This window comes from Streptomyces sp. NC-S4 (genome assembly GCF_054353315.1).
Window position 1 is genome coordinate 7,454,271 of sequence record NZ_CM135937.1, and the last position, 23,625, is coordinate 7,477,895.

The 23,625-nt window shown below is 68.8% G+C and carries 19 protein-coding genes and 4 pseudogenes; 16 read left to right on the top strand and 7 right to left on the bottom strand.

What is annotated here, in order from left to right; genetic code table 11:
* Positions 1–316: 316 nt before the first annotated feature.
* Positions 317–2,356 (top strand): multicopper oxidase family protein, encoded by a 2,040-nt coding sequence (locus ACXNSR_RS33385; RefSeq protein WP_458639077.1) that lies wholly within the window; start codon positions 317–319, stop codon positions 2,354–2,356.
* A 376-nt stretch (positions 2,357–2,732) separates the two neighbouring features.
* On the opposite strand, the gene ACXNSR_RS33390 is transcribed toward ACXNSR_RS33385, so the two are convergent.
* Positions 2,733–4,073, bottom strand: coding sequence for a nicotinate phosphoribosyltransferase (locus tag ACXNSR_RS33390; RefSeq protein ID WP_458639078.1), 1,341 nt, complete (start codon positions 4,071–4,073; stop codon positions 2,733–2,735).
* 316 nt (positions 4,074–4,389) lie between these two features.
* Between ACXNSR_RS33390 and ppsA the strand changes: the two genes are divergently transcribed.
* The 10 genes and pseudogenes from ppsA to ACXNSR_RS33440 all read left to right on the top strand — a co-directional run bounded on the left by ppsA (position 4,390) and on the right by ACXNSR_RS33440 (position 15,650).
* A complete protein-coding gene (gene ppsA, locus ACXNSR_RS33395) occupies positions 4,390–6,831 on the top strand; it encodes a phosphoenolpyruvate synthase (RefSeq protein ID WP_458639079.1) in 2,442 nt (813 codons plus the stop codon).
* Between the two features lie 56 nt (positions 6,832–6,887).
* Positions 6,888–7,346 (top strand): Hsp20/alpha crystallin family protein, encoded by a 459-nt coding sequence (locus ACXNSR_RS33400; protein WP_458639080.1) that lies wholly within the window; start codon positions 6,888–6,890, stop codon positions 7,344–7,346.
* Positions 7,343–7,846 (top strand): flavodoxin domain-containing protein, encoded by a 504-nt coding sequence (locus ACXNSR_RS33405; RefSeq protein ID WP_326747003.1) that lies wholly within the window; start codon positions 7,343–7,345, stop codon positions 7,844–7,846. Before ACXNSR_RS33400 ends, ACXNSR_RS33405 begins: the two co-directional genes overlap by 4 nt.
* A 34-nt stretch (positions 7,847–7,880) precedes the next feature.
* The gene (locus tag ACXNSR_RS33410; RefSeq protein WP_458639081.1) at positions 7,881–8,537 is read left to right on the top strand and encodes an Rv1733c family protein; all 657 of its coding nucleotides are present in this window, start codon (positions 7,881–7,883) and stop codon (positions 8,535–8,537) included.
* Positions 8,530–11,214: a cation-translocating P-type ATPase gene (locus ACXNSR_RS33415; RefSeq protein ID WP_458639082.1), complete on the top strand. Its 2,685-nt coding sequence runs from the start codon at positions 8,530–8,532 to the stop codon at positions 11,212–11,214. Before ACXNSR_RS33410 ends, ACXNSR_RS33415 begins: the two co-directional genes overlap by 8 nt.
* Positions 11,215–11,232: 18 nt before the next feature.
* Positions 11,233–11,532 (top strand): DUF1876 domain-containing protein, encoded by a 300-nt coding sequence (locus tag ACXNSR_RS33420; protein WP_389806729.1) that lies wholly within the window; start codon positions 11,233–11,235, stop codon positions 11,530–11,532.
* Positions 11,533–11,655: 123 nt separating this feature from the next.
* The gene (locus tag ACXNSR_RS33425; RefSeq protein WP_458639083.1) at positions 11,656–12,558 is read left to right on the top strand and encodes a universal stress protein; all 903 of its coding nucleotides are present in this window, start codon (positions 11,656–11,658) and stop codon (positions 12,556–12,558) included.
* A complete protein-coding gene (locus tag ACXNSR_RS33430; RefSeq protein WP_389806903.1) occupies positions 12,558–13,415 on the top strand; it encodes a universal stress protein in 858 nt (285 codons plus the stop codon). Before ACXNSR_RS33425 ends, ACXNSR_RS33430 begins: the two co-directional genes overlap by 1 nt.
* A gap of 167 nt (positions 13,416–13,582) precedes the next feature.
* Positions 13,583–13,792 (top strand): annotated as a pseudogene (locus tag ACXNSR_RS33435) (DUF1918 domain-containing protein); the annotation flags it as partial.
* Positions 13,793–13,898: 106 nt separating this feature from the next.
* On the top strand, positions 13,899–15,650 hold the full coding sequence (locus ACXNSR_RS33440) for a sensor histidine kinase (protein ID WP_458639084.1): 1,752 nt from the start codon (positions 13,899–13,901) through the stop codon (positions 15,648–15,650).
* Positions 15,651–15,667: 17 nt separating this feature from the next.
* Here the strand turns inward: ACXNSR_RS33440 and ACXNSR_RS33445 are convergent, their stop codons facing one another.
* From ACXNSR_RS33445 to ACXNSR_RS33455, 3 genes are all read right to left on the bottom strand, one after another.
* Positions 15,668–16,372, bottom strand: a complete 705-nt coding sequence (locus ACXNSR_RS33445) for a response regulator (protein ID WP_053613052.1) — start codon at positions 16,370–16,372, stop codon at positions 15,668–15,670.
* Between the two features lie 107 nt (positions 16,373–16,479).
* Positions 16,480–17,124, bottom strand: coding sequence for a CBS domain-containing protein (locus ACXNSR_RS33450; protein ID WP_458639085.1), 645 nt, complete (start codon positions 17,122–17,124; stop codon positions 16,480–16,482).
* A gap of 45 nt (positions 17,125–17,169) precedes the next feature.
* Entirely contained in the window at positions 17,170–17,634 is a 465-nt protein-coding gene (locus ACXNSR_RS33455) for a Crp/Fnr family transcriptional regulator (protein WP_458639086.1), read from the bottom strand.
* A gap of 231 nt (positions 17,635–17,865) precedes the next feature.
* Between ACXNSR_RS33455 and ACXNSR_RS33460 the strand changes: the two genes are divergently transcribed.
* The 4 genes and pseudogenes from ACXNSR_RS33460 to ACXNSR_RS33475 form a co-directional block, all read left to right on the top strand.
* Positions 17,866–18,300, top strand: coding sequence for a pyridoxamine 5'-phosphate oxidase family protein (locus tag ACXNSR_RS33460; RefSeq protein ID WP_458639087.1), 435 nt, complete (start codon positions 17,866–17,868; stop codon positions 18,298–18,300).
* A gap of 101 nt (positions 18,301–18,401) precedes the next feature.
* Positions 18,402–19,295, top strand: coding sequence for a potassium channel family protein (locus ACXNSR_RS33465; RefSeq protein ID WP_458639088.1), 894 nt, complete (start codon positions 18,402–18,404; stop codon positions 19,293–19,295).
* 102 nt (positions 19,296–19,397) lie between these two features.
* Positions 19,398–20,156 (top strand): annotated as a pseudogene (locus ACXNSR_RS33470) (SulP family inorganic anion transporter); the annotation flags it as partial.
* 178 nt (positions 20,157–20,334) lie between these two features.
* A pseudogene (locus tag ACXNSR_RS33475) lies at positions 20,335–20,823 on the top strand (dihydrofolate reductase family protein); the annotation flags it as partial.
* Positions 20,824–21,060: 237 nt separating this feature from the next.
* Here ACXNSR_RS33475 and ACXNSR_RS33480 read toward each other — a convergent pair.
* Both ACXNSR_RS33480 and ACXNSR_RS33485 read right to left on the bottom strand, forming a co-directional pair.
* Positions 21,061–21,786 carry a leucine-rich repeat domain-containing protein gene (locus ACXNSR_RS33480; RefSeq protein ID WP_458639089.1) on the bottom strand — a complete coding sequence of 242 codons (726 nt, stop codon included), beginning with the start codon at positions 21,784–21,786 and terminating at the stop codon, positions 21,061–21,063.
* 86 nt (positions 21,787–21,872) lie between these two features.
* Positions 21,873–21,971, bottom strand: a pseudogene (locus tag ACXNSR_RS33485) (IS21-like element helper ATPase IstB); the annotation flags it as partial.
* A 105-nt stretch (positions 21,972–22,076) separates the two neighbouring features.
* On the opposite strand from ACXNSR_RS33485, the gene ACXNSR_RS33490 reads away from it, so the two are divergent.
* A complete protein-coding gene (locus tag ACXNSR_RS33490) occupies positions 22,077–22,430 on the top strand; it encodes a hypothetical protein (RefSeq protein ID WP_266602311.1) in 354 nt (117 codons plus the stop codon).
* An 18-nt stretch (positions 22,431–22,448) separates the two neighbouring features.
* On the opposite strand, the gene ACXNSR_RS33495 is transcribed toward ACXNSR_RS33490, so the two are convergent.
* On the bottom strand, positions 22,449–23,582 hold the full coding sequence (locus ACXNSR_RS33495) for an IS630 family transposase (RefSeq protein WP_458639090.1): 1,134 nt from the start codon (positions 23,580–23,582) through the stop codon (positions 22,449–22,451).
* Positions 23,583–23,625 lie beyond the last annotated feature (43 nt).

Below are 23,625 nucleotides of genomic sequence, written 5' to 3' on the forward strand. Positions count from 1 at the left end.
CGGCGTGCGGCACTGCATGGACGGTCGCCGCCCGAAAAGAGCACGCGTTCACGGAAGCGCTCAGGGACGGAGCGGTCGAGACGTTCGACGAGGTCCGGCCCGCACACAACGACGCCGCCCGGCCGCATCCTTGGGGTTCCAGGAGGCCGACGGACCACGAGAAAACCGAGGCTGAGCGCAGGCTATTTGCCGGCAACGGATATTGGCCATGACTGTGCCGGTTGCGGCTCGCTCGCTGCCTGCCCCGACAGCCCGTCGCCACGCCGGGCATCCTTCGATTACTTACCGTGCATCCCACTTAACATTGAGTGAGGAAGTGATCGATGCCCTCGGGCTGCAGAAGGCGAGAGAGATGATCGCGCGAAGAGACCTGCTCGTAGCCGGGGCCGTTGGTGGAGCGGCCCTGGTCCTTCCGGCCCCTAATGAGGCGGTGGCACTCCCGAACGAGACCGCGGTGGTTCCGGGGGCCAGGTCTGTCGGGAAATTCGCAGTCTCCACCCTGGACCCCACGACCATCCCGAAATACGTCACCAACCTGGTGATCCCGCCGGTGATGCCGAAGGCCCGGCACCCGGAGCGGCACGGCATCGATACGTATGTCATCGGCGTCCGGCAATTCAGCCAGCAGGTATTGCCTCCCACTCTGCCGTCCACCACCCTGTGGGGATACGGCTCGCTCGGGGACAACAGCACGTTCAACTACCCGTCGTTCACCATCGAGGCCAGCGTAGACAGGCCTGTCCGGGTCACCTGGGTGAACGATCTCGTCGACAGCCAGGGCCGTTTCCTCCCGCACTTGCTGGCGGTCGACCCCACCCTGCACTGGGCGAACCCGCCGGGCGGAAATGCCGGGCGGGATTCGCGGCCGACCTTCACATCGACGCCGGGTCCGTACACCGGCCCCGTACCGATCGTCACGCACCTGCACGGTGGGCATTCCACCGAGGAGAGCGACGGCTACACGGAAGCGTGGTACCTGCCACGCGCGAACAACATTCCTCCGGGATTCGCCACCGTGGGCTCGTTCTACAACGAGTTCCGGGACAAGTTCGCCGATGCGCACCGCCTGAAGTGGGATCCGGGTACCGCGACCTTCCAGTACGCCAACGACCAGCGGGCATCGACCCTCTGGTTCCACGACCACACCCTGGGTCTGACCCGGCTCAACGTCTACGCCGGACCCGCCGGCTTCTATCTGCTCCGCGGCGGTGAGTGCGACCTGCCCAAGGGGGCCCTGCCCGGCCCGGCGCCCGCCTCCGGAGATCGGCCGGGTACCCGATACCACGAGATCCCCCTGGCCATCCAGGACCGCTCGTTCAATTCGGACGGCTCGCTGTTCTACCCCACGACCCGGGAATTCTTCGACGGGTTCGCGGGTCCGTACATTCCCACGACCGATGTGTCCCCCATCTGGAACCCCGAATTCTTCGCCAACACCATGGTGGTCAACGGCCGGACATGGCCGAAGCTCGAAGTCGAACCGCGTCGCTACAGGCTGCGCTTCCTCAATGGATGCAATGCCCGGTTCCTCATCCTGAAGATCGCGGACGGTCCGACCGTCAGACCGGCCCGGTCGGCCGTACCGTTCTGGCAGATCGGCAACGAAGGCGGGTTCCTGCCCGCACCAGTGCGGCTGGAGCGGCTGCTGCTGGCCAATGCGGAGCGGGCCGACGTAATCGTCGACTTCACCGGGATTGCGGAAGGTACCGAGCTGTACCTCATCAACGAGGGCGCGGACGAACCCTTCGGCCGGGGCGAACCGGGCGTGGCCTTCCCTGTGGCGGATCCGGCCACCACTGGGCAGGTGATGAAGTTCGTGGTCGGCCCTCTGGCGAGCAAGGACACCAGCGTCCCGCCGGATCGGCTCAGGCTGCCCAGGATCAGGCCACTTGGCTCGGCGAGCGTCACCCGTCGGCTGTCCCTCAACGAGGCGAACTCCAGCAACCCCTTGGTGCCACCGGGAACGCCCGTCCAGAACCTGCTCGGGACGGTCGACTCCGCCGGCAATCCGGTCTCGCTCGCCTGGGACGACCCGGTCACGGAGAACCCGAGGCTGAACGCGACCGAAACATGGGAACTGCACAACTTCACTGTGGACGCCCACCCGATCCACATCCACGAGGTGGCGTTCGAGGTGGTGAACCGGCAGCCGTTCAACGGGGCACCCATTCCGCCGGAGAGCTGGGAGCTCGGTTTCAAGGACACCGTGATCGCCTATCCGGGAGAAATCACCCGGGTGAAGGCGCGGTTCGATCACCCCGGTCGCTTCGTCTGGCACTGCCACATCGTCGAGCACGAGGACAACGAGATGATGCGGCCGCTCCAAATCGGAGGCAGGCGCAAGGAGGGCCACTGACAGGCCGGCGCCAGCGACTGCGGACCGGCCGCCTCGGCCGGTCCGCGTCCGGCACCTCCTTCTTCCCCCGGATGGACTGAAGCCCCGTTACGGCACTTGGGGCACGAGAATGGCAGCGGGCCCTGAGGGGTTTGGACAACAGCCCCAGGTTGCTGACCTGGGGCTCTGTCTTGGAGCGGAAGACGGGAATCGAACCCGCACGATACGCGTGGGAAGCTCTGTGCACGCTCGGCAACGGTCGGCTCGCCACGCGCGCACCCCTTCTCCCGAATAGCCCCTCCCCTTCCGCTGTACCTGCCCGGTGGACGGGCCGCGTCCGTGGCCTTGGTCGGCAGCGGTGGTTCCGCATGGAAGTCGGCCGATCAGCGGATCCCGCTCATCCGCTCCTGTCAGCGGGGGCGGCGGATGCTGCTTTGAGACGGTCCCTCACCACCGAGGTCAGGGCCTTCAACTGCGGGGAACCTGTTGGCACAGGGCTCTCGGGGCGATGGATGAGGCGTGCTGCCTCCGGCAGGTCCACGAGGTCAGCCTCGAAGCGGGCTCCGGCCGAGGCGAGGGTGTCGGGAGGGCCGGTCCGGCGGCCGTCGCGCATCACCGTACGGAGCAGGGGCACCGTACCGTCAGGCGGTTGCTCGTCGGACAGACCCTTCACATCCGTGCGGCCGGGGCCGCGGAACACCTGCTTGGGAGCCGGGGCGGTGACCTTCGCGGAGGACAGCTTCATCACCGGGCGTCCGTCGTACTGGACCAACTTGTACGCCGCGTCCAAGTAGGGAGCGTCGGCGGCGACGCCCACCCGGGTTCCGACCGCGAAGACGTCGATCGGTGCCCGAGTGCACACGAGTTCGGCGACGGAGTATTCGTCCAGACCGCCGCTGGCGATGATGCGTACGTCGGCCAGCCCTGCCGCATCGAGCAGCTGGCGTGACCGTTCGGCGAGCTCACCCAGATCGCCGCTGTCGAGCCGGATCGCGCAGCCCGGCCCTCGCCGGAGCCCGGCGAGAACACGGCCGGCGGTCGCGACGCCACGCTCGGTGTCGTAGGTGTCGACGAGGAACGTCAGCGGGCCCGGATGGGTGCGGGCGAAGGCCCGGAAGACGTCCTCCTCGCTAGGGAAGCACTCGATGTAGGAGTGAGCCATGGTTCCGGCGGCGGGGATGCCGTATCGGGTGGCGGCGGCAACATTGCTGGTCGCGGTGAAACCGACCATGGCGGAGAGCCGGGCGGCCTGCAGCCCGGCCTGGGGGCCGTGGTCGCGGCGCAGAGAGAAGTCCACCAGGGGCCGGCCCTCCGCGGCGATCACGCAACGGGCCGCCTTCGAGGCGACGGCGGTCTGGTGGCAGATCTGGCTGAGCAGATACGTCTCGACGAGCTGGGGGAGCGGGGAGGTGACCTCCAGCAGGGGCTCCCCGGCGAAAACGAGGTGGCCCTCCGGAATCGCGCGGACTTCCCCGTCAAAGCGCAGGCCGAGCAGGCCGGACACTTCCTCGGGCGGTCTGTGGAGCGCGACGGCGAAGTCGCGGACGTCATCCGCGCTCACCCGGAAGTGGGACAGGTAGTCCAGGGACGGCTCCAGCCCGGCGGAGACGAGGAATCCCCGGCCGGGCGGCAGATCCCGGACGAACAGGCTGAAGGTGGCCGACGCGAGCATGCCCTCTCGCAGGTAGGACATCGCCATCGTCACCTCGTAGAGGTCGGTGGTCGTCGTCTCGGACATACCCCCAGCCTGCACGCTCTGCGCCTGTCGGGCATGAGCCCTTCGGTTCCCTGCTCGGCCTGCCATGGGCCGGTCGGCCCCTCCCCGGTAAGGCCCGGTCGGCCCCTTGCCGCTGCACCTCTCGGCACTGGGGTGCAGCCACCTCCCGGTGTGATCGTGGAATCCGGATGCCGATACGGGCTCCGTTTCCCCAGGAGGTGGGCATCATGCAGCGCATCCGGATCCAGTCCTGCCAGAAGCAGCCCCACAAGCTCGAGCCGCTGGACCTGCGAACCCCGTCCGGCCGCCCGCTCCCCTATTGAGCCCGGAGGTCGTCATGGCAAGCACGCGGCGCGTCATACCGTTCGCGGAACTCGGCCGGCAGGAAGTCGGCAGTGTCGGGGGTAAGAACGCCTCACTGGGTGAGATGACCGCCCACCTGGCCGATGCCGGCGTGCGCGTCCCTCCGGGGTTCGCAACGACGGCCGCCGCGTACGGAGAGCTGCTGGACGGACACGGACTCCGGGGGCGGATCGAGGAACAGATCGCGCGCCTGCACGAGGGCGCCGCGCTCGATGAGGTCGGGGCCGCGATACGGTCGATGACCCTCGCCGAGCCGCTGCCCCCAGGGCTGCGGGCCGAGATCGTCTCGGCGTACGAGCAGCTGGGGCGCGACGAAGGCCGCGCGGACCCTGAGGTCGCCGTACGCAGCAGCGCCACCGCCGAGGACCTGCCGGAGGCGAGCTTCGCAGGCCAGCAGGAGACCTACCTGAACGTGCGCGGGACCGCCCAATTGCTGGAGTCGGTGCATCGCTGCTATGCGTCCCTCTACACCGACCGAGCCATCGACTACCGGGAGCGGATGGGCTTCGACCACCTCCAGGTCGCCCTCTCGGTCGGTGTTCAGATCATGGTCCGGTCGGACCTGGCCGGTGCCGGGGTGATCTTCACCCTCGACCCGGAGAGCGGCTTCCCCGAGGTCATCGTCATCAGCGCGGCGTGCGGACTGGGCGAGACGGTCGTCAGCGGGCAGGTCGACCCCGACGAGTACACCGTCTTCAAGCCGAGCCTGAAGGACCCGGATCTGGACCCGCTGATCGACGTACGTGTCGGAGCGAAGCGGCGGAAGGCGGTCTATGCGGAACATGGACTGACGCGGACCATTGATACCACCGACGAGGAGCGCTTGCAGAGGGTCCTGAACGACACCGAAGTGAGGCTCCTCGCCGACTGGGCGCTGACCGTCGAAGGGCACTACGGCTGCCCCATGGACCTGGAATGGGCCAAAGACGGCCTCACCGGCGACCTGTGGATCGTGCAGGCCCGGCCCGAGACCGTTCAGTCCCGCCGCGCCGCCTCCACCCTGCGCCGCTGCCGCCTGACGGCCGTGCCAGGTACGCCTCTCGTGGACGGCATCGCTGTCGGCGAGGCCATCGGCAGCGGGCCCGTCGTCGTCCTGGACTCGCCCGTCGACCTCGACCGCTTCCCGTCCGGCGGGGTGCTCGTCACGGGTATCACCGACCCGGACTGGGAACCGATCATGAAGCGCGCCTCCGCCATCGTCACCGACCACGGCGGCCGCACGTCCCACGCTGCGATCGTCAGCCGCGAACTCGGCGTCCCCGCCGTCGTCGGTACCGGCCGTGCGACTCAGGCCCTGTACGACGGACAGAAGGTGACCGTCTCCTGTGCCGAAGGCGGACGCGGCAAGGTCTACGACGGGGTGCTCGCCTATGAGGAGACCGAGACCGACCTCGCGGACATCCCCGCCACCCGGACGCACGTCATGCTCAATCTCGCCGACCCGGCCGCCGCCTTCCGGTGGTGGCGCCTGCCGGCCGATGGCGTCGGCCTGGCCCGGCTGGAGTTCATAGTGGCGCACCAGGTCAAGGTCCACCCGATGGCCCTGCTGCACCCCGAGCGCCTGGATCCCGCCGACCGCTGCGCCGTCGACCAGCTCACCGAGGGATACCTCGACCGTACCCGCTACTTCACCGATCGCCTGGCGTACGGCATCGCCCGGATCGCCGCCTCCCGGTGGCCCGCCCCCGTCATCGTACGGACCAGCGACTTCAAGACCAACGAGTACGCGCGCCTTGTCGGCGGTCGGCCGTTCGAGCCGGTCGAGGCCAACCCGATGATCGGCTGGCGGGGCGCGAGCCGCTACTACAGCGACGGATACCGGGAGGGCTTCGCCCTCGAGTGCCGGGCCCTGCGCAGGGTCCGCGACGAGATGGGCCTGGCCAACGTCGTCGTCATGATCCCCTTCTGTCGCAGCCTCGAAGAGGCCGACCGGGTGCTGGGTGTCATGGCTGAGGAAGGCCTCCGCCGTGGGGAGAACGGGCTGAAGGTCTACGTCATGGCGGAGATCCCCGCCAACGTCATCCTGGCCCAGGACTTCGCCGAACGCTTCGACGGTTTCTCCATCGGCAGCAACGACCTCACCCAGCTCACCCTGGGTGTCGACCGCGACTCCGAAGCCCTCGCCCACGTCTTCGACGAGACCAACCCGGCGGTCACCCGGAGCATCGAGATCCTCGTCCCTCGTGCTCAGGCAGCGGGCCGCCCCGTCGGTCTCTGTGGCCAGCGCCCGAGCGACGACCCCGCCTTCACGGAGTTCCTGGTCAAGGCCGGGATCGACTCCATCTCCGTCGCCCCGGACAGCTTCGCCGCGGTCAAGCACCACGTGGCCGCCGCCGAATCGGTCCGGTACGGGGAGGGCCGAACGGCCCCATCAGGGACCCGATGGTCCCAAGCGGAGCAGCCGTCCGTCTCGTGAAAGTGGAGGAAGGCAACGCATGAAGGCGCTGATCGGGCGCCGGAACGGAGCACACCATGTCAGGAACGCACCTGGAGCGCAGGCGCAGCCCGTTCCCCGATTTCAGGGACTGGTTCGGCACCGAATTCCCACGGTTCCCGCTGTGGCGGTCGTCGTTCGACACCTTCCCGATCCCGATCGAGGTGACCAACAAGGAGGGGCAGTACACGCTGCGCGCCGAACTTCCCGGGATGGACCCCGACAAGGACATCCAGATCACGGTTGAGGGGGACACCCTCACCGTCAGCGCCGAGCACACCGAGAGCAAGGAGGAGAAGGATCACTCGGAGTTCCGCTACGGCTCCTTCCAGAGAGTGGTGCGCCTGCCCGGGCCGATCCCCTCCGACGAAGTCGAGGCAGCGTACGAGGACGGCATCCTCACCGTGCGCGTGCCCATGCCGGCCTCGCCCGAGGAGTCCAGGCGCAGCATCCCCGTCAAGCGCACCACGGCGGGCGGCAAGGGAGACTCGTCATGACGTCCAAGCGCGTCCTGGTCGCCTACGGCACCAAGCACGGTGCGACCGCCGGAATCGCGTCCGAGATCGGCAGGACCCTGCGTGAGGACGGCCTCGACGCCGTCGTGGTCCCCGCCGACGACGTGGACGACGTACGCGGGTACGACGCAGTGGTGCTCGGCGGCGCCCTGTACGCCGGGCACTGGAGCGGCAAGGCCAAGCGCTGCGCCGAACGCAACGAGCACTACCTTCAGCACCGCCCGGTCTACCTGTTCAGCAGCGGCCCCGTGGACAGTTCCGCCGAGCAGCACGACATCGCGCCGGTGCCGGCGGTGGCCCGGGAGATGGAGCGCCTCGGCGCACGCGAGCACATCACCTTCGGCGGCAGTATCACCGCCAGTACGCCCGGCTTCATCGCCCGGGCCATGGTCCGCGCGGGCAAGGGAGGAGACTTCCGCAATCCCGAGCGGATCCGGACGTGGGCCCACCACATCAGCGCCGAACTCGCCGCTCCCCACTGAGCGGCCGGGCCGTACCAGAGCGCGGAGGTGCACGATGTTCGAGCCCGGCACGCCCGGAGACGGGCCCACCCGATCGCGCCCGGCGACGGCCGACCGCGTGCGTCGGCTGTTCGGCGGACGTCCGAACGAGCTGCGTCGTCCGGCCGACCGGACCCGGCGCCGCTGGAACATCGCCTTCGTGCTCTCCTTCCTGATCGCCCTGTCCTGCGGCGTCGTCGTCACGACGGCCGTCTGGGACGCCGAAAGCCGCACTGCCCGGGAAGCGGCCCGCCACCGGCACCGGATCGAGGCGACGACGGTCGGTGCCGTGGGGCGCGCGGTCTCCAACCGTTCCGGCGGCACCTCCCGGACGGTTGCTCGGGCCGTCTGGGAGTACCCGGCCGCTCACCAGCACTCCGACACGATCTCCGTCCCGTTCGGCACTCCGGCAGGCCGGACGGTCACGATCTGGGTCGATGACGCGGGCAGGGAGGCGCAGGCGCCGTCGGCCGAAGCCCGACGCGTCCTCACGGCCGCAGTCGCGGGAGTCGGATCCTTCAGCCTGCTCGCCCTCGCCACAGGGGCAGTGGTCCGCCTTCGTCTGCTTCTCGTCGAGACCCGCAGCCTGGCCCAGTGGGAGCACGAGTGGGAGGCCGTGGAGCCGCGCTGGTCCGGCAGGCTGCGGCGCGAAAAGGGACCTGGCGATGACTGAGGCAGCCACCCGGCCCCCCTCTCCGGCCAAGGGGCTGCCCCTGAGTCCTGACCCCCTCGAACCGTTGCCGCTCCTGAGGCGCGAGCTCGGCACCGGGCCGAGTGGACTCTCCGCGCGCGAGGCGGCCCGCCGCCTCGCCGTCTACGGCCCCAACGAGGTCCGCCGCAAGGCCCGTACCTCGGTGGGCCGGGAACTCGTCCGCCAGCTCGTCCACCCGCTGGCCATGCTGCTCTGGGCGGCTGCCGCACTGGCCTTCGTGGCGGACATAGCGGTCCTCGGCTGGGCCATCGTCGCCGTGGTCATCGTCAACGCCGCCTTCGCGCTCCTGCAGGAGCGCCAGGCGGAGCAGGCAGTGGAGACCCTGGCCCGGTATCTGCCCGAGCACGCATGGGTGATCCGCGACGGCCAACCGTCGGCCGTCGAGTCGCGCGAGCTCGTGCCGGGCGACCTCATCGTCCTCGAAGAGGGCGCCAAGGTCCCCGCCGATGGACGCCTCACAGACGGCGGTATCGAGGTCGACCTGTCGATGCTGACAGGGGAGTCCGCCCCCGCCGAACGCGTCGCCGGCCCCGGTCTCGCAGGGGCTCCGCTGCTCCAGGAGCCGAACCTCGTCTTCAGCGGTACTGCCTGCACCGAGGGCCAGGCCCAGGCGATCGTGTTCGCCACGGGCGACCACACCGAACTCGGACGGATCGCGGCACTCAGCCAGCGCACCCAGCGCGACCCCAGCCCCTTGGAGCGGCAGGTCAAGAAGGTCGCCTGGCTGATCGCCGCCGTCGCGGTGGCCATGGGCGCGGTGTTCCTCGTGGCAGGCGTGGCCGTGGGACTCCCGCTGACCGACTCGCTGATCTTCGCCATCGGCCTGCTGGTCGCCAACGTGCCCGAGGGCCTGCTGCCGATCATCACCCTCGCCCTGGCCGTCGGGGTACGGGCCCTCGCCCGTCAGGGGGCTGTGGTCAAGCGGCTGAGCGCCGTGGAAACTCTCGGGTCCACCAACGTGATCTGCACCGACAAGACCGGCACCCTCACCCGGAACCGCATGCGGCTCCAGACTGTGTGGACCCCTGAACACGGTACGAGCAAAGGCCCCTGGGCAGGCGAACTCGCCCGTGCAGGGGCCCTGTGCACCATGGTCACGCGGGATGCCCAGGGCCACCTGCACGGGGACCCGACCGAGATCGCCCTGGTCGAAGGAGCCGGCGCCTACGGCGCCCCCATCGACCTTGACAGGAGGGACGCCGACCGCCAGGTCCTCTTCCGTTTCGATCCCCGCTTGCGCCTGATGTCCGTCGTGCAGCAGGCGGAACCGGACGGCGCCCGCGTCATCGTCAAAGGCGCGCCGGAGTCGGTGGTGGGCGCCCTTGACGGCGGGGAGTCCACCGCCGCGCTCGCCGCCGCGGACCGGCTCGCCCACGACGGCATGCGTGTCCTGGCCGTCGCCGTGCGCGACCTGCCGAAGGGGGCCGCGACGCCGGCGCGGCGCCACGACGCGGAGAGCGGTCTGCGCCTTCTGGGGCTCGTCGGCCTGTACGACCCTCCGCGGCCCGAGGTCGCGGAGGCAGTCCGCCGCTGTCACGACGCGGGCGTCCGGGTCCACATCGTCACCGGCGACAACGGCGCCACCGCGGCCGCCGTCGCGCGGGAGGTCGGCATCGGAGTACCGCGCCTCACGGTGGTGGCCCAGTCCGAGACGGTGGGTGACCAGGAGCTCGACCAACTCCTGGCACAAGGCGATGCCGAGGTCGTTTTCGCCCGCTCCTCTCCGGAGACCAAGCTGCACGTGGCCGACACGCTGCGCGCACACGGGCAGATCGTGGCCATGACCGGCGACGGTGTCAACGACGCCCCGGCACTTCACCGTGCGCACATCGGGGTCGCGATGGGCCGGTCCGGCACCGACGTGGCACGCGAAGCGTCCACGATGGTGCTGACCGACGACAACTTCGCCACCATCGTCGCCGCCATCGAATCCGGGCGCCGCGTATACGACAACGTCCGCAAGTTCATCGTCTACATCTTCGCCCACGCCACCCCCGAGGTCGTGCCCTTCCTGGTGTTCGCACTCTCGGCCGGCACCATCCCCCTGCCGCTGACCGTCCTGCAGATCCTCGCCATCGACCTCGGCACCGAGACCCTCCCCGCCCTCGCCCTCGGCCGGGAACGGGCCGAGCCGGGCGTCATGAGCCGTCCGCCGCGACCGAGCTCGCAGGGGGTCATCTCCCGCGACATGCTCATCCGGAGCTGGGGATGGCTCGGCACGGTGTCCGCCGCCCTGGTCATGACCGCGTTCTTCTACGTGCTCTGGCGGGCGGGATGGCACCCCGGCGACCCCACCGGCCCCGGCACACCCCTCCACCACGCGTACGTCACCGCGACCACCGCCACGTTCGCCGGCATCGTCACCTGCCAGGTCGGCACGGCCATGGCCGCACGCACCGACCACGCCGCTCTGCGCGAGATCGGCCTGTTCACCAACCACCTGCTCCTCGCAGGCATCGCCTTCGAGCTGGTCTTCACCGCGGCGCTCGTCTACGCGCCGCCGCTGCAAGACCTGTTCGGCACCGCAGCCCTCTCCCTCGATGTCGTCGCGCTCATCGCCACCTTCCCGGTCCTCGTGTGGGGCACCGACGAACTCCGGCGCTGGGCCCGACGCACTCGCCGAAGCACGAACGCCTGAACCCGTCCGGAGGCTCCCATGTCACACACGGCCGAATGGAAGGTCCGCCTCTACCTCTTCGAGGAGGACCACACGACGAAGGCACGCCTGGAACTCGACACGGGCACGAACAGGCTCACGGGCCACGGCACCGCCCGTTGCGCACCCCAGGACGACGACGTCCCGGAGATCGGCGAAGAACTCGCGGTCGCTCGTGCCATGGAGGATCTCGCCCTCCAGATGAAGCGAGCCGCCTACGGCGACATGCAGGCTGCCGGAGCTCCGTCCCTGCAGGAGTCCCTCAAGCCGTACAGCGGGTGGCTGGACACCACAGCGTGACCACGGAGGAGGCCCGACCGGGACCTTTGGCCCCCATGAAGGTCCTGAGCGGCCCTCTTCCCAGAGGGGCATGCGGTGTCACTGTGAGGTCAGACCCTCACTGGCCCTGGGCGAGGAGGAATCATGGAGCACACCGTCAGCGGTTCCGAACTCGGCTCCGTCGTCGTCGGCGTCGACGGCTCCGAGCCCGCCCGTCAGGCCGCGCTCTGGGCAGCGGGAGAGGCCGAACGCCGAGGGCGTCCGCTGCACATCGTGTACGGCGCCGACACGGACGGCCGGGCACTCTACGCATCCGTCGACACCATCGAGCGCGTCCGTGTCGCCGGCCGCGAACTGCTCGACGACATCGCTGCTGCGGTCAAGAAGCAGCACCCCGGCCTGGTCGCCACCACGGAATTCGGTCGTGGTGACCCCGTGGCCAGCCTGCACCGGGCCGCTGGTCGTCGCGGCACCATAGTGGTCGGCAACCGGGGGTTGGGCGGATTCAACTCCCTCTTGCTCGGATCCGTGGGCCTGAAGGTGGCGGCCGGTGCGAAGACGCCCGTCATCATCGTCAGGGGAACCGAAAGCGGCGCCGAGAGCGGGACGGTACTCGCCGGGGTCCGTGACGAGCGAGATCTGGACTGTGTGCGTTACGCGGCGCGCGAGGCCGAGCTGCGCAAGGCCGAGCTGCGGCTGCTCCAGGTGTGGAACGTGCTCCAGTCCGTCGGCGACATGATGACCATGATGGACGACATCAAGGAGATCGCCGACGAGTACGTCCGGCACCTGACCGCGCTGACGGAGCGAATCCGCCGGGAATTCCCGGACCTCACCGTGCGGGCGGATGCCGAGAAGAGCGCGTCCGTCGCCGGTGTTCTCGTAGAGGCTTCCCAACACGCCGACCTGCTGGTCATGGGCGGTCGCAGGGCGTCCGCATACCTGGGACCCACCCTCGGGCGGCACACCCACAGCCTCGTACACCACTCGCACTGCCCTGTGCTGCTCATCCCGCGCCACCCGGACGAGCACGGGAGTGGATCGTGATGGCCACCGCCGAACGCCGCGAGATCGTCGTAGGCATCGACCCGGCCAGGGACTGGCACTTGCCCCTTGCCTGGGCGTCGGACGAGGCCCACCGTCGTGGGATCGGGCTCCGACTCGTCGTGGCTGTGCCTCCGCCGCAGCGTACGCGGCAGGTTGATGACACACCCCGCAGGACGGCTCTGCGCCAGGCGGGCTCTGAAGCCCTCGCGGCAGGTTACGACTGGGCGCGGGACCGACACCTGGGGCTTGACGCGGCCACTGATCTGATCGAAGGATTCCCCGTTCCCGCCATCGGACGCCTGTCTCACCAGGCCCGCATGCTCGTGCTCGGATCCCGTCACCTGAGCCGGACCGCGGAACTCTTCAGCGCCGGTTCCACGGTGGTCCCGGTCCTGGCCCAGGCGCATTGCCCCGTCGTCGTGGTGGGAAACCCCGAGCACACCACCCAGGACACGCCCTACCTGGTCGTCGGCATCGACGGCAGTGAGTCCTCGAAGGCTGCGCTGGCGCTTGCTTTCGAGGAAGCCGACCTGCGCGGCGCAGCACTGCGCGCCATCGCAGTGTGGCAGCCGCCGGTCTTCCTGCTCCACGACGAGGAGGTCGCATTGCAGGCTCAGCGGCGGATGCTGTCCGAGGCCACGGCCGGCTGGTCGCAGAAGTACCCGGACGTGGTGCTCTCCCACGAGGTCCCGATCGGGCACCCGGTGGAAGAGCTCGCGGAAGCCGCCGAGCACGCCCTGGCCGTGGTGGTGGGCCGTCGCGGACGAGGAGGCTACTCCGGCATGCGCCTGGGCTCCGTTGTCCACGGACTGCTCCACCGGGCGTTCTGCCCGGTGATCACGGTTCCGGCCGAATAGGACCGCCATGGCGATGACCCCGGCCCCCGCAGGGGTACCGGTGCGCGCGCCCGGCGGGCTCACCGACCTCGAAGCGGAACGCCGACTGGCCGAGCATCAGCCGCCCTCACCAGTGGCTTCGCGGCGGCCCGACTCGCACGGCACGCATTCCGAAGGAGATGATGATCATGGAGACGCGCACGTCCGAGCACGGACCCCACGCTCGCGTCGGTGACGAGATAGTGGTGGGCGGGCCGACGGTGGGCAAAGCGGGTCGCGACGGCGAAGTCGTCGGACTGCACCACGACGACGGCACCCCGCCCTACGACGTCCGCTGGTCGGACACCGGCAGGACCACCCTCTTCTTCCCGGGACCGGACGCACACATTCGGCATCTCGGCGCGGACGACTCCGGATGATGCCTTCAGCCTGAGCGGGAAGGTGGGGGCAGGGATACGGTGAAGAGGCAGGCCGAACTTCCCCGGGGCGCCGCTGGAGGTACGCATGGGCGGGGACGAGCTGGGTCCCGTGCGTCCTGGGCTTCCGCGGCTCCGGCTGGACGAACTGCTCGAGGAGCTCCAGGTTCGTATCGACGAGGTGCGCGGCACCCGGGACCGGCTGAACGGGCTCCTCGAGGCTGTGATGTCCGTCGGTCGGGAGCTCGATCTGCCACAGGTCCTGAGTGGCATCGTCGAAGCCGCTGTCGTCCTGGTGGACGCGGAGTACGGAGCGCTGGGCGTCATCGGTGACGACCAGAAGCTCGCCCAGTTCCTTCCTGTCGGCATCAGCGACGACCTCCGGGCCGAGATCGGCGACCTGCCCTCCGGCCACGGCATCCTCGGCCAGCTCATCCGGCACCCCGAGCCGCTCCGGCTCTCGGAATTGTCCGGTCACCCCGCCTCCCACGGCTTCCCTCCCCACCACCCCCCGATGCACTCCTTCCTCGGCGTCCCCATCCGGGTTCGCGAGGACGTGTTCGGCAACCTCTACATGACCGAGAAGCGGGGTGGTATCGACTTCGACGAGGAGGACGAGGCGGTCCTGTCCACGCTGGCGGTGGCGGCCGGCATTGCCGTCGAGAACGCCCGCCTCTTCGAAGAGGTACGCCTCCGGGAGCGCTGGCTGGCCGCCAGCTCCGACTTCACCAGTGCTCTGCTCTCCGGCTCGGCCGAGACGGAGGTGCTGGAGGGGATGTTGGAGCGAGCTCGCGACATCACGGTCGCCGACATCGGTGTGTTCTACCTCGTGGGCCAGAGCGGGGAGCTGCGCGGCTCGCTGGCCCTGGGGGAGGGCGCCGAGGCACATCGCGGCATCGTGTTGCCCAGCAGTGAAGGCACCCTGACCGCCGCTGCCCTCGGCGAGGAGGACGGACTGATCACCGTGGCCGACGTCGGGGCCGACGACCGGATCACCGTGCAGCCGGAACGGTGGAAGGGTTTCGGCCCCGCCGTCGCCGTCACGTTCGGCACCAAGGAGAAGCTGAGCGGCGTCCTCATCCTGGCCCGCAAGCGCGGCCGCCCGGCGTTCGCCCGCGCCGAGCTCGCAGCCCTGCCCGGCTTCGCCGGCCAGGCCGCCGTGGCCCTGGAGCTCGCAGACCGGCGCCGGGACACCGAGCAGATGAGCATGCTGGAGGATCACGACCGCATTGCCCGCGACCTGCACGATCTCGCCATCCAGCGCCTCTTCGCCACAGGTATGACCCTGCAGAGCGCGCAACCCTTCGTCGAGCATCCCGAGGCTTCGGAACGACTTGCCCGGGCGATCGACGACCTGGATGCCACCATCAAGATCATTCGGTCGACGATCTTCGGGCTTCGTGAACACGAAGTATCCGGGGTGCCGCCGAAGCTGCGGCTCCGTGCCGTTCAGGCCATCGAGGAGGCCGCCCAGGTACTCGGTTTCGCCCCGGCCCTGCGGATGGAGGGCCTGATCGACACCGACGTACCCGCCGAGACCGCGGACGAGGCACTCGCCGTGGTCGGGGAGGCGCTCACCAACGTCGCCCGGCACGCGAGGGCAAGCCAAGCGGAAGTGTCCATCGCAGCCGTCGAGGGCGTACTGACCGTACTGGTCAACGACGACGGAGTGGGAATGGCGGAGGGAGGTCGTCGCAGCGGGCTGCGTAATCTCAGTGAACGGGCCGAACGCCTGGGTGGTGAACTCTCCGTTTCGGCGCACGGGCCGACCGGGCAGGGCACAAAGCTGGAATGGCGGGTCCCACTGGGCGGTGGAGGCCACTGCCCACCCTCCAGGTGAGCACGCCCCGTAGTCACTCAGCTCCGGCCCTTGCCGCGCTCCGGCTCGTGTTCATGGACCTGCGTGGCGATGACAGCGGCCTGCACCCGGCGCTCCACCCCCAGCTTGCCCAGCAGCCTTGAGATGTGGTTCTTGACCGTCTTCTCGGACAGGTACAGCCGCTTGGCGATCTGCGCGTTGGTGAGGCCCTCGCCGATCAGTTCGAGTACGGAACGCTCCCGCTCGGAGAGAGCTGCCAGCCGATCGTCATCCGGAGCCTTGACGGCCTCCGGGTCCCGCAGGGAGTGCATGAGGCGGGCGGTCGTCGCCGGGTCCAGCATCGACTGCCCGGTCGCCACCGTCCGTACGGCCGAGACGAGGTCGGACCCCTTGATCTGCTTGAGGACGTAGCCGGCCGCACCAGCCATGATCGCGTCGAGCAGCGCGTCTTCGTCATCGAACGAGGTCAGCATCAAGCAGGCGAGTTCCGGCATGCGCGAGCGCAGCTCGCGGCACACGGTGATCCCGTCGCCGTCGGGCAGCCGGACGTCGAGTACGGCGACGTCCGGGCGCAGCGCCGGTCCGCGGGCCAGCGCCTGCTCGGCGGTGGCGGCCTCGCCGACGACCTCGATGTCCGGCTCCGCGTCCAGCAGGTCGTACAGGCCGCGGCGTACGACCTCGTGGTCGTCCAAGAGGAAGACCCGGACGGTTCCCTCGTAGGAGGCTGCCGGTACGTCGGACATGTACGCCCCTGTGATCGATCCGCATTGTATGTTTCATGCGAATTGTCTCAGGGGATCAGGCGGACGCACCTGGGCGGCGCCCCCGGGTTCCGGGGCGGTAAGAGGCCTCAGGAGGCCCCGGTGGGCTGCCCTTCCAGTTCCATCCGCACGTCCACCACGCCTTCCACGGCACGGACCGCACGGGCCATCAGCGGCACCAGTGCGCGATCACGGAGCGATCCGCGCAAGGTGACGACGCCCTCCTTCACCGACGCCTGCAGATGTACGGGAGGAGCGAGCCCGGCGAGAACCGAGTCGCGGATCTCCTCGCCGATCTCCTCGTCCGGTCGCAGAAACACCTTGAGCAGGTCGCTCCGGCTGACGACTCCCTCCAGCATCCCCACACCGTTCACCACGGGGAGGCGTTTCACGTGCTTTCGCGCCATGATCCGGGCAGCCTCGGCGAGTGTGGCGTCGGGGTGCACAGTCACGGCTGGGGTCGACATCAGTTCCTCGGCCAGCACACCCCCTGCCTTGGAAGCCTCTTCCAGCTGATCAGGAAGCACGGGGTCGTCCCGCCGGAACTCCTCCTTCGGCAGCAGGTCCGCCTCGGAGACCACTCCGACGACGCGCCCCTCGCCCTCCAGGACGGGAACAGCACTGACTTTCCACTGGTCCATCAGCTCGACGATCTCCTTGTAGGAAGCCTCGCGGCCGATGGCCACAGCCGTATGGGTCATGACGTCGCTGACGGTGTACCGGGACGCGGGCATGACGGACTCCTCACTGCTGGTGGTTGGGGTGGACGACACCGGCTGTCAGAGATAGCTGCCACTGCCGTGAGGGGCGTAGAGGTCGAGCAGCCGGACACGGGCGGCGTGCAACCGGTGCGCGAGCACCTGCGCGACCCAGTGGCCCATCGCGGCGCCGAAAGCAGGGTCGGTATCCATCATCGTGCGCACCGTCGCGGCGTCGAATTCGTAGGTGCGAACCGGCGTCGTGGCAACGGCCCCCAGTCTCCAGGAACTGGGCTGCAGCATCCACGAGCACCCCACGAGTTCGCCGGGTCCCAGGCTTTCGATCACCGCCGGCTGTCTGCCGGGCACATGCACGTCCAATGCCACGATGCCCGTTCGGACGATCCAGAACCTGTCAGCCCGGCCGCCCTCGTTGAAGAGACGGGCCCCCTCGGGGAAGTTGATCTCTTGGGCGACGCCCATCAGCCGGGGACGGTGCTGAACCGGCGGCGCGCCGGCGATCTTCGTAGGGGGAGTGGTCCTCATGGCGGCCTCCGGTCGATTCCGATTCAAGTCTGTGCGGCACTCCGGGTGCCGGGGATGGGCCGACCGGCCCCCGATTCCGCAGGACAGGGGACCATTCGGCCCTGGCACGGCGTGCGAGACGGGAAAGACGCTGGGTGAAGCCGAGGCCGACAAGACGGGGTCGGAGCGGAGGGCTGTGGGATGGATCATGAAACTGCTTGGAGACCGGACCACGGCCCCGTCCCGAACCCGGTGCGGTCCACGGAGCAGCTGGACCGCTCCGAAGCGCTGCGGCTCCTGGGTACCGTTTCGCTCGGCCGCATCGTCTTCACCCACCAGGCGCTGCCTGCCATTCGGCCGATGAGTCACGTCGTCGACGGCGAGGACGTGCTCGTCCGGCTGGACGAAGGCGCTTCACATGCGTCGCTGGTGGCGACGCCGGGCGAACCAGGCATCGTCCTCGCATACGAAGCCGACGCCATCGACCCCGACACGCATCTCGGCTGGAGTGTCGTGGTGGTCGGCTACACCGAGCTCATCGTGAACCGCGACGAAGCCGAACGGCTTGCGGCGCTGCTCGACCCGTGGATGAAGCAGCCGATGGCCGACGTCCTGCGTATCCGGTCCGAACTCGTCACCGGGTTCCGCCTGGGACCCGGACCACGGTCGACTAACGGCCGCCGGTGAGGCCTGGCCCTGCTTCTGACACCGGGGGACGGCGTGGGCTGCGATCAGCTACCACGGAGGTGCGCGAACCTGGGCGAAACGCGGTGGAAAAGGGGTTCCGGATGGATTGGCTGGTGACGGTCACGGGCGCCGCCCTGGTTCTGCTGATCCTTCGGGACGTGTTCCATACGCTGTGGCACCCGACGCGTCACGGCGGGCTGAGCCGCCTGGTCATGACGACACTGTGGCGGCTGTCCTCGGTCCTGGGCACCCGTCGCACGGCGGCCGGCCTGGCGGGCCCGCTTGCCATGGTGTCCGTCGTCGCCCTGTGGGCCCTGACCTTGGCGGTGGGGTGGGCGCTGATCTATTGGCCTCACATGCCCGACGCGTTCGTGTACGCGGGCGGGTTGCAGCCCGACGACCATGCGGGCCTGCTGGACGCGACGTACATCTCGCTGGTCACGCTCTCCACGCTCGGTCTCGGTGACGTCGCACCTGCCGAGGGGTGGTTGCGTCTCCTCGCACCCTTGGAGGCGCTGGTCGGGTTCGCCCTGCTGACAGCGACGGTCTCCTGGATCCTCGGCATCTATCCGGCTCTGGCCCGCCGCAGGGCGCTTGCGCTGCGACTCTCCCATCTCTCCCGTACCCATCCCTCGAAGGAACAGATCGACTCGCCGGCCGGGGCGGCCGTCCTGGACAGCCTGGCCACGTCACTGTCCGTGGCAGCGGTCGACTTCCTCCAGTACGCGGAGTCCTACTACTTCCACGATGGCGACGACCGGACCTCCCTGGCCCTCCAGATCGGCTACGCCCTCGACATCGCCGATGAGGCGTCGGAAGCCGGGCATCGGGATGTCCGGCTCGCCTCCACGGTGTTGCGTTCCGCCCTGGAAGACCTCGCGAGCATCCTGGACGAGCGCTTCCTGCACACCCAGGGCCCGCCCAGGCAGGCTCTCGAAGCGTTCGCGCGCGACCACGGACGGCAGGCGGGCACCGGTGACCGCGCCCTGCCGTGATCTCCGGCGTGGTCGACCTCGCCCGTCCGCGCGTCCGACGCCGCGTTGCCCGGAAGGCGTCGTTCGTGCGCAAGCCTGTCGTTGTTGACCGGAGGAGGGCTCGTGCCGCCCCGGGATTTCGTCTGGAAGCCGCCCTTTCTGACCGGCTGCCGGCGTGGCTGGCTGCGAGGGGACGCGCTCGCAGGTGTCACTGTCGCCGCGTACCTCGTGCCCCAGGTCATGGCGTACGCGGGCGTCGCGGGCCTGGCGCCCGTCGCCGGGCTGCGGGCCGTGCTTCCGGCCATGGTGTTGGACGCATTGTCCGGCACCTCCCGTCTGCTCTCCGTCGGACCGGAGTCGACCACGGCGCTGATGACCGCCGTCGCGGTCGGCCCTCTGGCCGCCGGGGACCCTGGCCGCTACGCGGCCCTCCCAGCGGCGATCGCCGTCGTGGTGGGAGTGCTGTGCCTGGCGGTCTGGGCGTTGCGGCTGGGCTACCTCGCGGATCTGCTGTCCCGGCCCGTGCTGGTCGGCTATCTGGCCGGTGTCGCCCTGATCATGATCGTGGACCAGCTGCCCCGCCTGACTGGCGTTTCCATCACGGGCTCGGAGTTCTTCCCGCAGCTGCTCTCGTTCTTCCGGGAGGCATCCCAGGTGCACTGGCCCACAGTAATCCTCGCTGCGGTCGGGCTGGCTCTGCTATTCGCGTCGCCGCACGTATCGCGACTGCTGCCGGGCCCGCTGCTCGTGCTGGCGACGGCTGCCGTCGCCGCCTTCGGACTCGATACTGGTGGAGAGGCGGTATTTCGACTGTGCGCTATTCCTCAGCTTGGGGCTGGGCTCCTGGACCTGTTGGGGCCGCATGTTGAGGTGCCAGCACTCCTGGCTCGCCGCTGTCAGCCGCGCGACGGCGCCTCAGCGATCCTGGCGCAACGAAAGGCCCGTTGCGAGTATGTGAACCGCGCCAGAGCTCTCGACCAGTGACCAAGCCATCGAGTCCGGCTACATCACGTTGCCGCGCCACCGGTTGCGGCTTTCACAGCGCATCGCTGCTGCGGTGGGGTGGACCTTCAAGGACGTCGAGTTCCTCCCCGAGGCGTTCGAGATCAGGGGCCGGGAGCAGAAGGAAGCCTCCGCGATCCTGATGGGCCGGACCAGCTATGAGGCGTTCAGCCCGGTGTGGCCCGACATGGAGGACTTCGCCGGCTACAAGGTGATGCCGAAGTACGTCGTCTCCACCACCCTCGGCGAGGGTGACCTGGTGTCGAAGTGGGGCGAGACGACGATCCTGCGCTAGCTCGACGAGGTCGCCGCGCTGAAGGAGACCGAGGGCGGCCCGATCATCATCCACGGCAGTGCCTCTCTCAACCAGGCCCTGTCGGACGCCGGCCTGATCGACAGATACCACCTGGTCGTCTTCCCGCTGCTGCTCGGCGCGGGCAAGCGGCTCTTCAGTGCCACGGACAAGGGCACGCAGAAGCTGAAGCTCGTTGAACACGAGGCCTACGCTAACGGCCTGCGGAAGAACGTTTTCGACGTCGTCCGCTGACGAAGGCTCCCGCATTCGCCCCGCCGACGCGGCACTCGTCGTGGCGGGCACGCCGCTTACCGCTCGACCGTGGGGCGCTGTCTGTATGCCGCACGGTCGACGGTGGGTGGCCTGCCGCAACGGCTGCCTCGACGCGGTCGGTGGCCCCGCTGATCCGGGGGAACAGGGATCATCAAGCGGATACCGCGCTTACGCGCGGACGGCGTGCGATGAGTAGGCCGAAAGGGGTGGTTGCTGTCAGGTCAAGACGACGCACCCTAGCCGCTCCAGCTCGCTGAGGAGCGGTAGGGAGGGATCGACCTCGTTCCAACGCAGATCCAGCTTCTCCAACGATGGCATCAGGGCGAGCCAGTCGGGCAGCTGGCCGAGGTGGTTGCTCCGCAGGTCGATCTGACGCAGTCGTTGGAGGCCGGCCAGTGACTCCGGCACCTCGGTCAGGGAGTTCTCGCGCAGGTCCAGGTGGCGCAGTTCGTGCAGCTCGGCAGCTGACGACGGCAAGTGCTCGATCGCGTTCCCTCGGAGCCATAGCTCACGCAGGCAGCGGAGCTGGCCGATGGCATCGGGCAGGGCGGTGAGCCGGTTGTGCTGTGCCCTGAACTCGATGAGGCCGCTCATCCCACCGATGGTCTCCGGCAGGGTGGTGAGCGAGTTCTCGCCAACGTTGAGGTAACGCAACCGGCGCAGGTTCCCCAGAGAGTCGGGAATCCGAGACAGTTGGTTGTCGTGCAGGTAGAGGCAGTTGCTGAGCTCGGTCAGCTCGCCGAGTTCTTCGGGCACCGACGTCAGCGCGTTGTGGCCCAGGTCCAGGGTGTTCAGCCGGTGGAGCTGCCTGATGTCCGGTGAGAGGGCCGTAAGTCCGTTGTCCGCGAGGATCAGCACCTGGAGCTCGGTCTGTCGCCAGACCGACTCGGGCACATTTCCGAGCTCTTGGCGCCACAAGTTGAGTGCGTGCCTCACGGCCATCTCCCCTTCGTCGGCGGTCCTGGACTTCGATTCTCGCCCGGGACCTCCCTCGGCGACGACGGGGCCGGCAGACAGTTGGGATGAGATCAACCGGCCTCCGTGGGTTCGGCTCGGGGCCGGATGCTGGCGAGGCGATGGGACTCGGTTCCGGTTTCGATGATGGTGCCGTTGAACGTGAGGCGGTTGCGGTGGGCGAACGATCAGGTGATCCGAAGGAAACGATCTAGTGCCGCATCAGACAACGTTCGCCCCGTGCGTCGCACCGGTGAGGCGGGGTGGAAGATAGCCCCGTGAGCTTCGATCTTGCGGTTCTGGCGATGGACGAATCAGCCGACGTTGCGGCGGTGCGTGCGATGTTCGATCGGTGCACCTCCGACCACCACGACGAGGGCGAGTTGGATGAGCGAGTGGTCGGGTTCTATGAGCGGCTCCGTTCACTGTTCCCAGACCGCCCGCCTTTCGCCGCAGAGTCGCCGTGGATGTCGACGCCGCTGACGATCGGTATCGACCACGTGATCATGAATTTGAGCTTCTCGTCGCGGAGCGACGCGGCAATCAAGGCGATCGAGGAGCTTGCAGCGGAGTTCCGCCTGGTCATCTGGGATCCGCAGTCCCAGGACGCCCATCTGCTGGGGCGTGATTGACCAGGCGCTCTGCTCGATTCAGGCGATGCTCGCCCTGCTGACGACGCTGCGGAGGCGCTCGTCCTGGGCGTGCTTGTTCCGCCAGATGATGTAGCGGCGGATCATGCTGCCCTGCTCCCTGTGGCTGGCGTGGTCGGTGCCGTCGAGGGCGAAGTAGCGCAGGGCGGTGAACTGGGCCTCGATGCGGTTGAGCCAGGAGCTGTTGGTCGGGGTGTAGGCGATCTCCACGTTGTTCGTCGCAGCCCAGGTCCCGACCCGTTGGCACCGCTTGGTGGTCAGGTGGGGTGAGTAGTTGTCGCAGACGATCGCGATGCGTAGGTCCATCGGGTGCAGCGAGCGCAGGTAGCGGCAGAACTCCAGGAACTTCGAGCGGTTCTTCGTCTTCTTGATGTGCCCGTAGAGCTGGTCCTTGGCCAGGTCGTAGGCGGCGAACAGGTGCCGGACGCCATGCGGGCGGTTGTAGGTCGCTCGCCTGCGAGGCCGGGGCTCGCGGTCGGGGTCCTTGTGCCGGCCCCCGCGTTCGGCCCACTGCCGTCCGGGGTGGGGCTGGAGGTTGAGGGGGCCGAACTCGTCCATGCAGAAAATGACTCCCGGCTCGCCTTCCTCGGGTATGACCTCGCCGTCGGCTATCGCGTAGAGGTGCTCGACCCGGGCCTTCTTGGCCGCGTAGTCGGGGTCGCGGGAGGTCTTCCAGGTCTTCAGGCGTTGAAAGGAGACGCCTTCCTCGCGGAGCAGGATGCGCAGGCCCTCGTGGCTGATGTCGTCGACCACCCCCTCGGCGACCAGGAAGTCGGCCAGCTTCGCCAGGCTCCAGGTCGAGAACGGCAGGCCGTGCTCGACCGGCTTGGACTTGGCGGTCTTCTTGATCTCACGGCGCTCGGGAAGGGTGAACGTCCTGGGCCGACCGCCTCTGTACTTTGGATAGAGCGACTCGAAGCTATCGGCGTTGAAGTTGTGGACCACGTCCCGGACCCGGTCCACGCTGGTGAACGTCACCTCAGCGATCTTCGCCACCGGCATCCCCTGCGCTGACAGCAGCACCATCTGGGCCCGCCGCCAAGTCACCACCGAGCCGGTGCCCCTGCGGATGATCTGCAGTAACCGCCTGCCCTCGTCGTCGTCAATATTCCGAACCTGCACGCGCTCAGCCACGTGATCATTCTGGACGTCTGACGCCGTCCGGCGCAGAAACCGG

Bases quoted from the DNA above. Each gene is read 5' to 3' on its own strand.
- ACXNSR_RS33390 (WP_458639078.1), bottom strand. From the start codon at position 4,073: ATGTCCGAGACGACGACCACCGACCTCTACGAGGTGACGATGGCGATG.
- ACXNSR_RS33450 (WP_458639085.1), bottom strand. From the start codon at position 17,124: ATGCCCGCGTCCCGGTACACCGTCAGCGACGTCATGACCCATACGGCT.
- ACXNSR_RS33420 (WP_389806729.1), top strand. From the start codon at position 11,233: ATGTCACACACGGCCGAATGGAAGGTCCGCCTCTACCTCTTCGAGGAG.
- ACXNSR_RS33455 (WP_458639086.1), bottom strand. From the start codon at position 17,634: ATGAGGACCACTCCCCCTACGAAGATCGCCGGCGCGCCGCCGGTTCAG.
- ACXNSR_RS33480 (WP_458639089.1), bottom strand. From the start codon at position 21,786: ATGGCCGTGAGGCACGCACTCAACTTGTGGCGCCAAGAGCTCGGAAAT.
- ACXNSR_RS33430 (WP_389806903.1), top strand. From the start codon at position 12,558: ATGGCCACCGCCGAACGCCGCGAGATCGTCGTAGGCATCGACCCGGCC.
- ACXNSR_RS33400 (WP_458639080.1), top strand. From the start codon at position 6,888: ATGTCAGGAACGCACCTGGAGCGCAGGCGCAGCCCGTTCCCCGATTTC.
- ACXNSR_RS33465 (WP_458639088.1), top strand. From the start codon at position 18,402: ATGGATTGGCTGGTGACGGTCACGGGCGCCGCCCTGGTTCTGCTGATC.
- ppsA (WP_458639079.1), top strand. From the start codon at position 4,390: ATGGCAAGCACGCGGCGCGTCATACCGTTCGCGGAACTCGGCCGGCAG.
- ACXNSR_RS33425 (WP_458639083.1), top strand. From the start codon at position 11,656: ATGGAGCACACCGTCAGCGGTTCCGAACTCGGCTCCGTCGTCGTCGGC.
- ACXNSR_RS33415 (WP_458639082.1), top strand. From the start codon at position 8,530: ATGACTGAGGCAGCCACCCGGCCCCCCTCTCCGGCCAAGGGGCTGCCC.
- ACXNSR_RS33440 (WP_458639084.1), top strand. From the start codon at position 13,899: ATGGGCGGGGACGAGCTGGGTCCCGTGCGTCCTGGGCTTCCGCGGCTC.
- ACXNSR_RS33410 (WP_458639081.1), top strand. From the start codon at position 7,881: ATGTTCGAGCCCGGCACGCCCGGAGACGGGCCCACCCGATCGCGCCCG.
- ACXNSR_RS33445 (WP_053613052.1), bottom strand. From the start codon at position 16,372: ATGTCCGACGTACCGGCAGCCTCCTACGAGGGAACCGTCCGGGTCTTC.
- ACXNSR_RS33405 (WP_326747003.1), top strand. From the start codon at position 7,343: ATGACGTCCAAGCGCGTCCTGGTCGCCTACGGCACCAAGCACGGTGCG.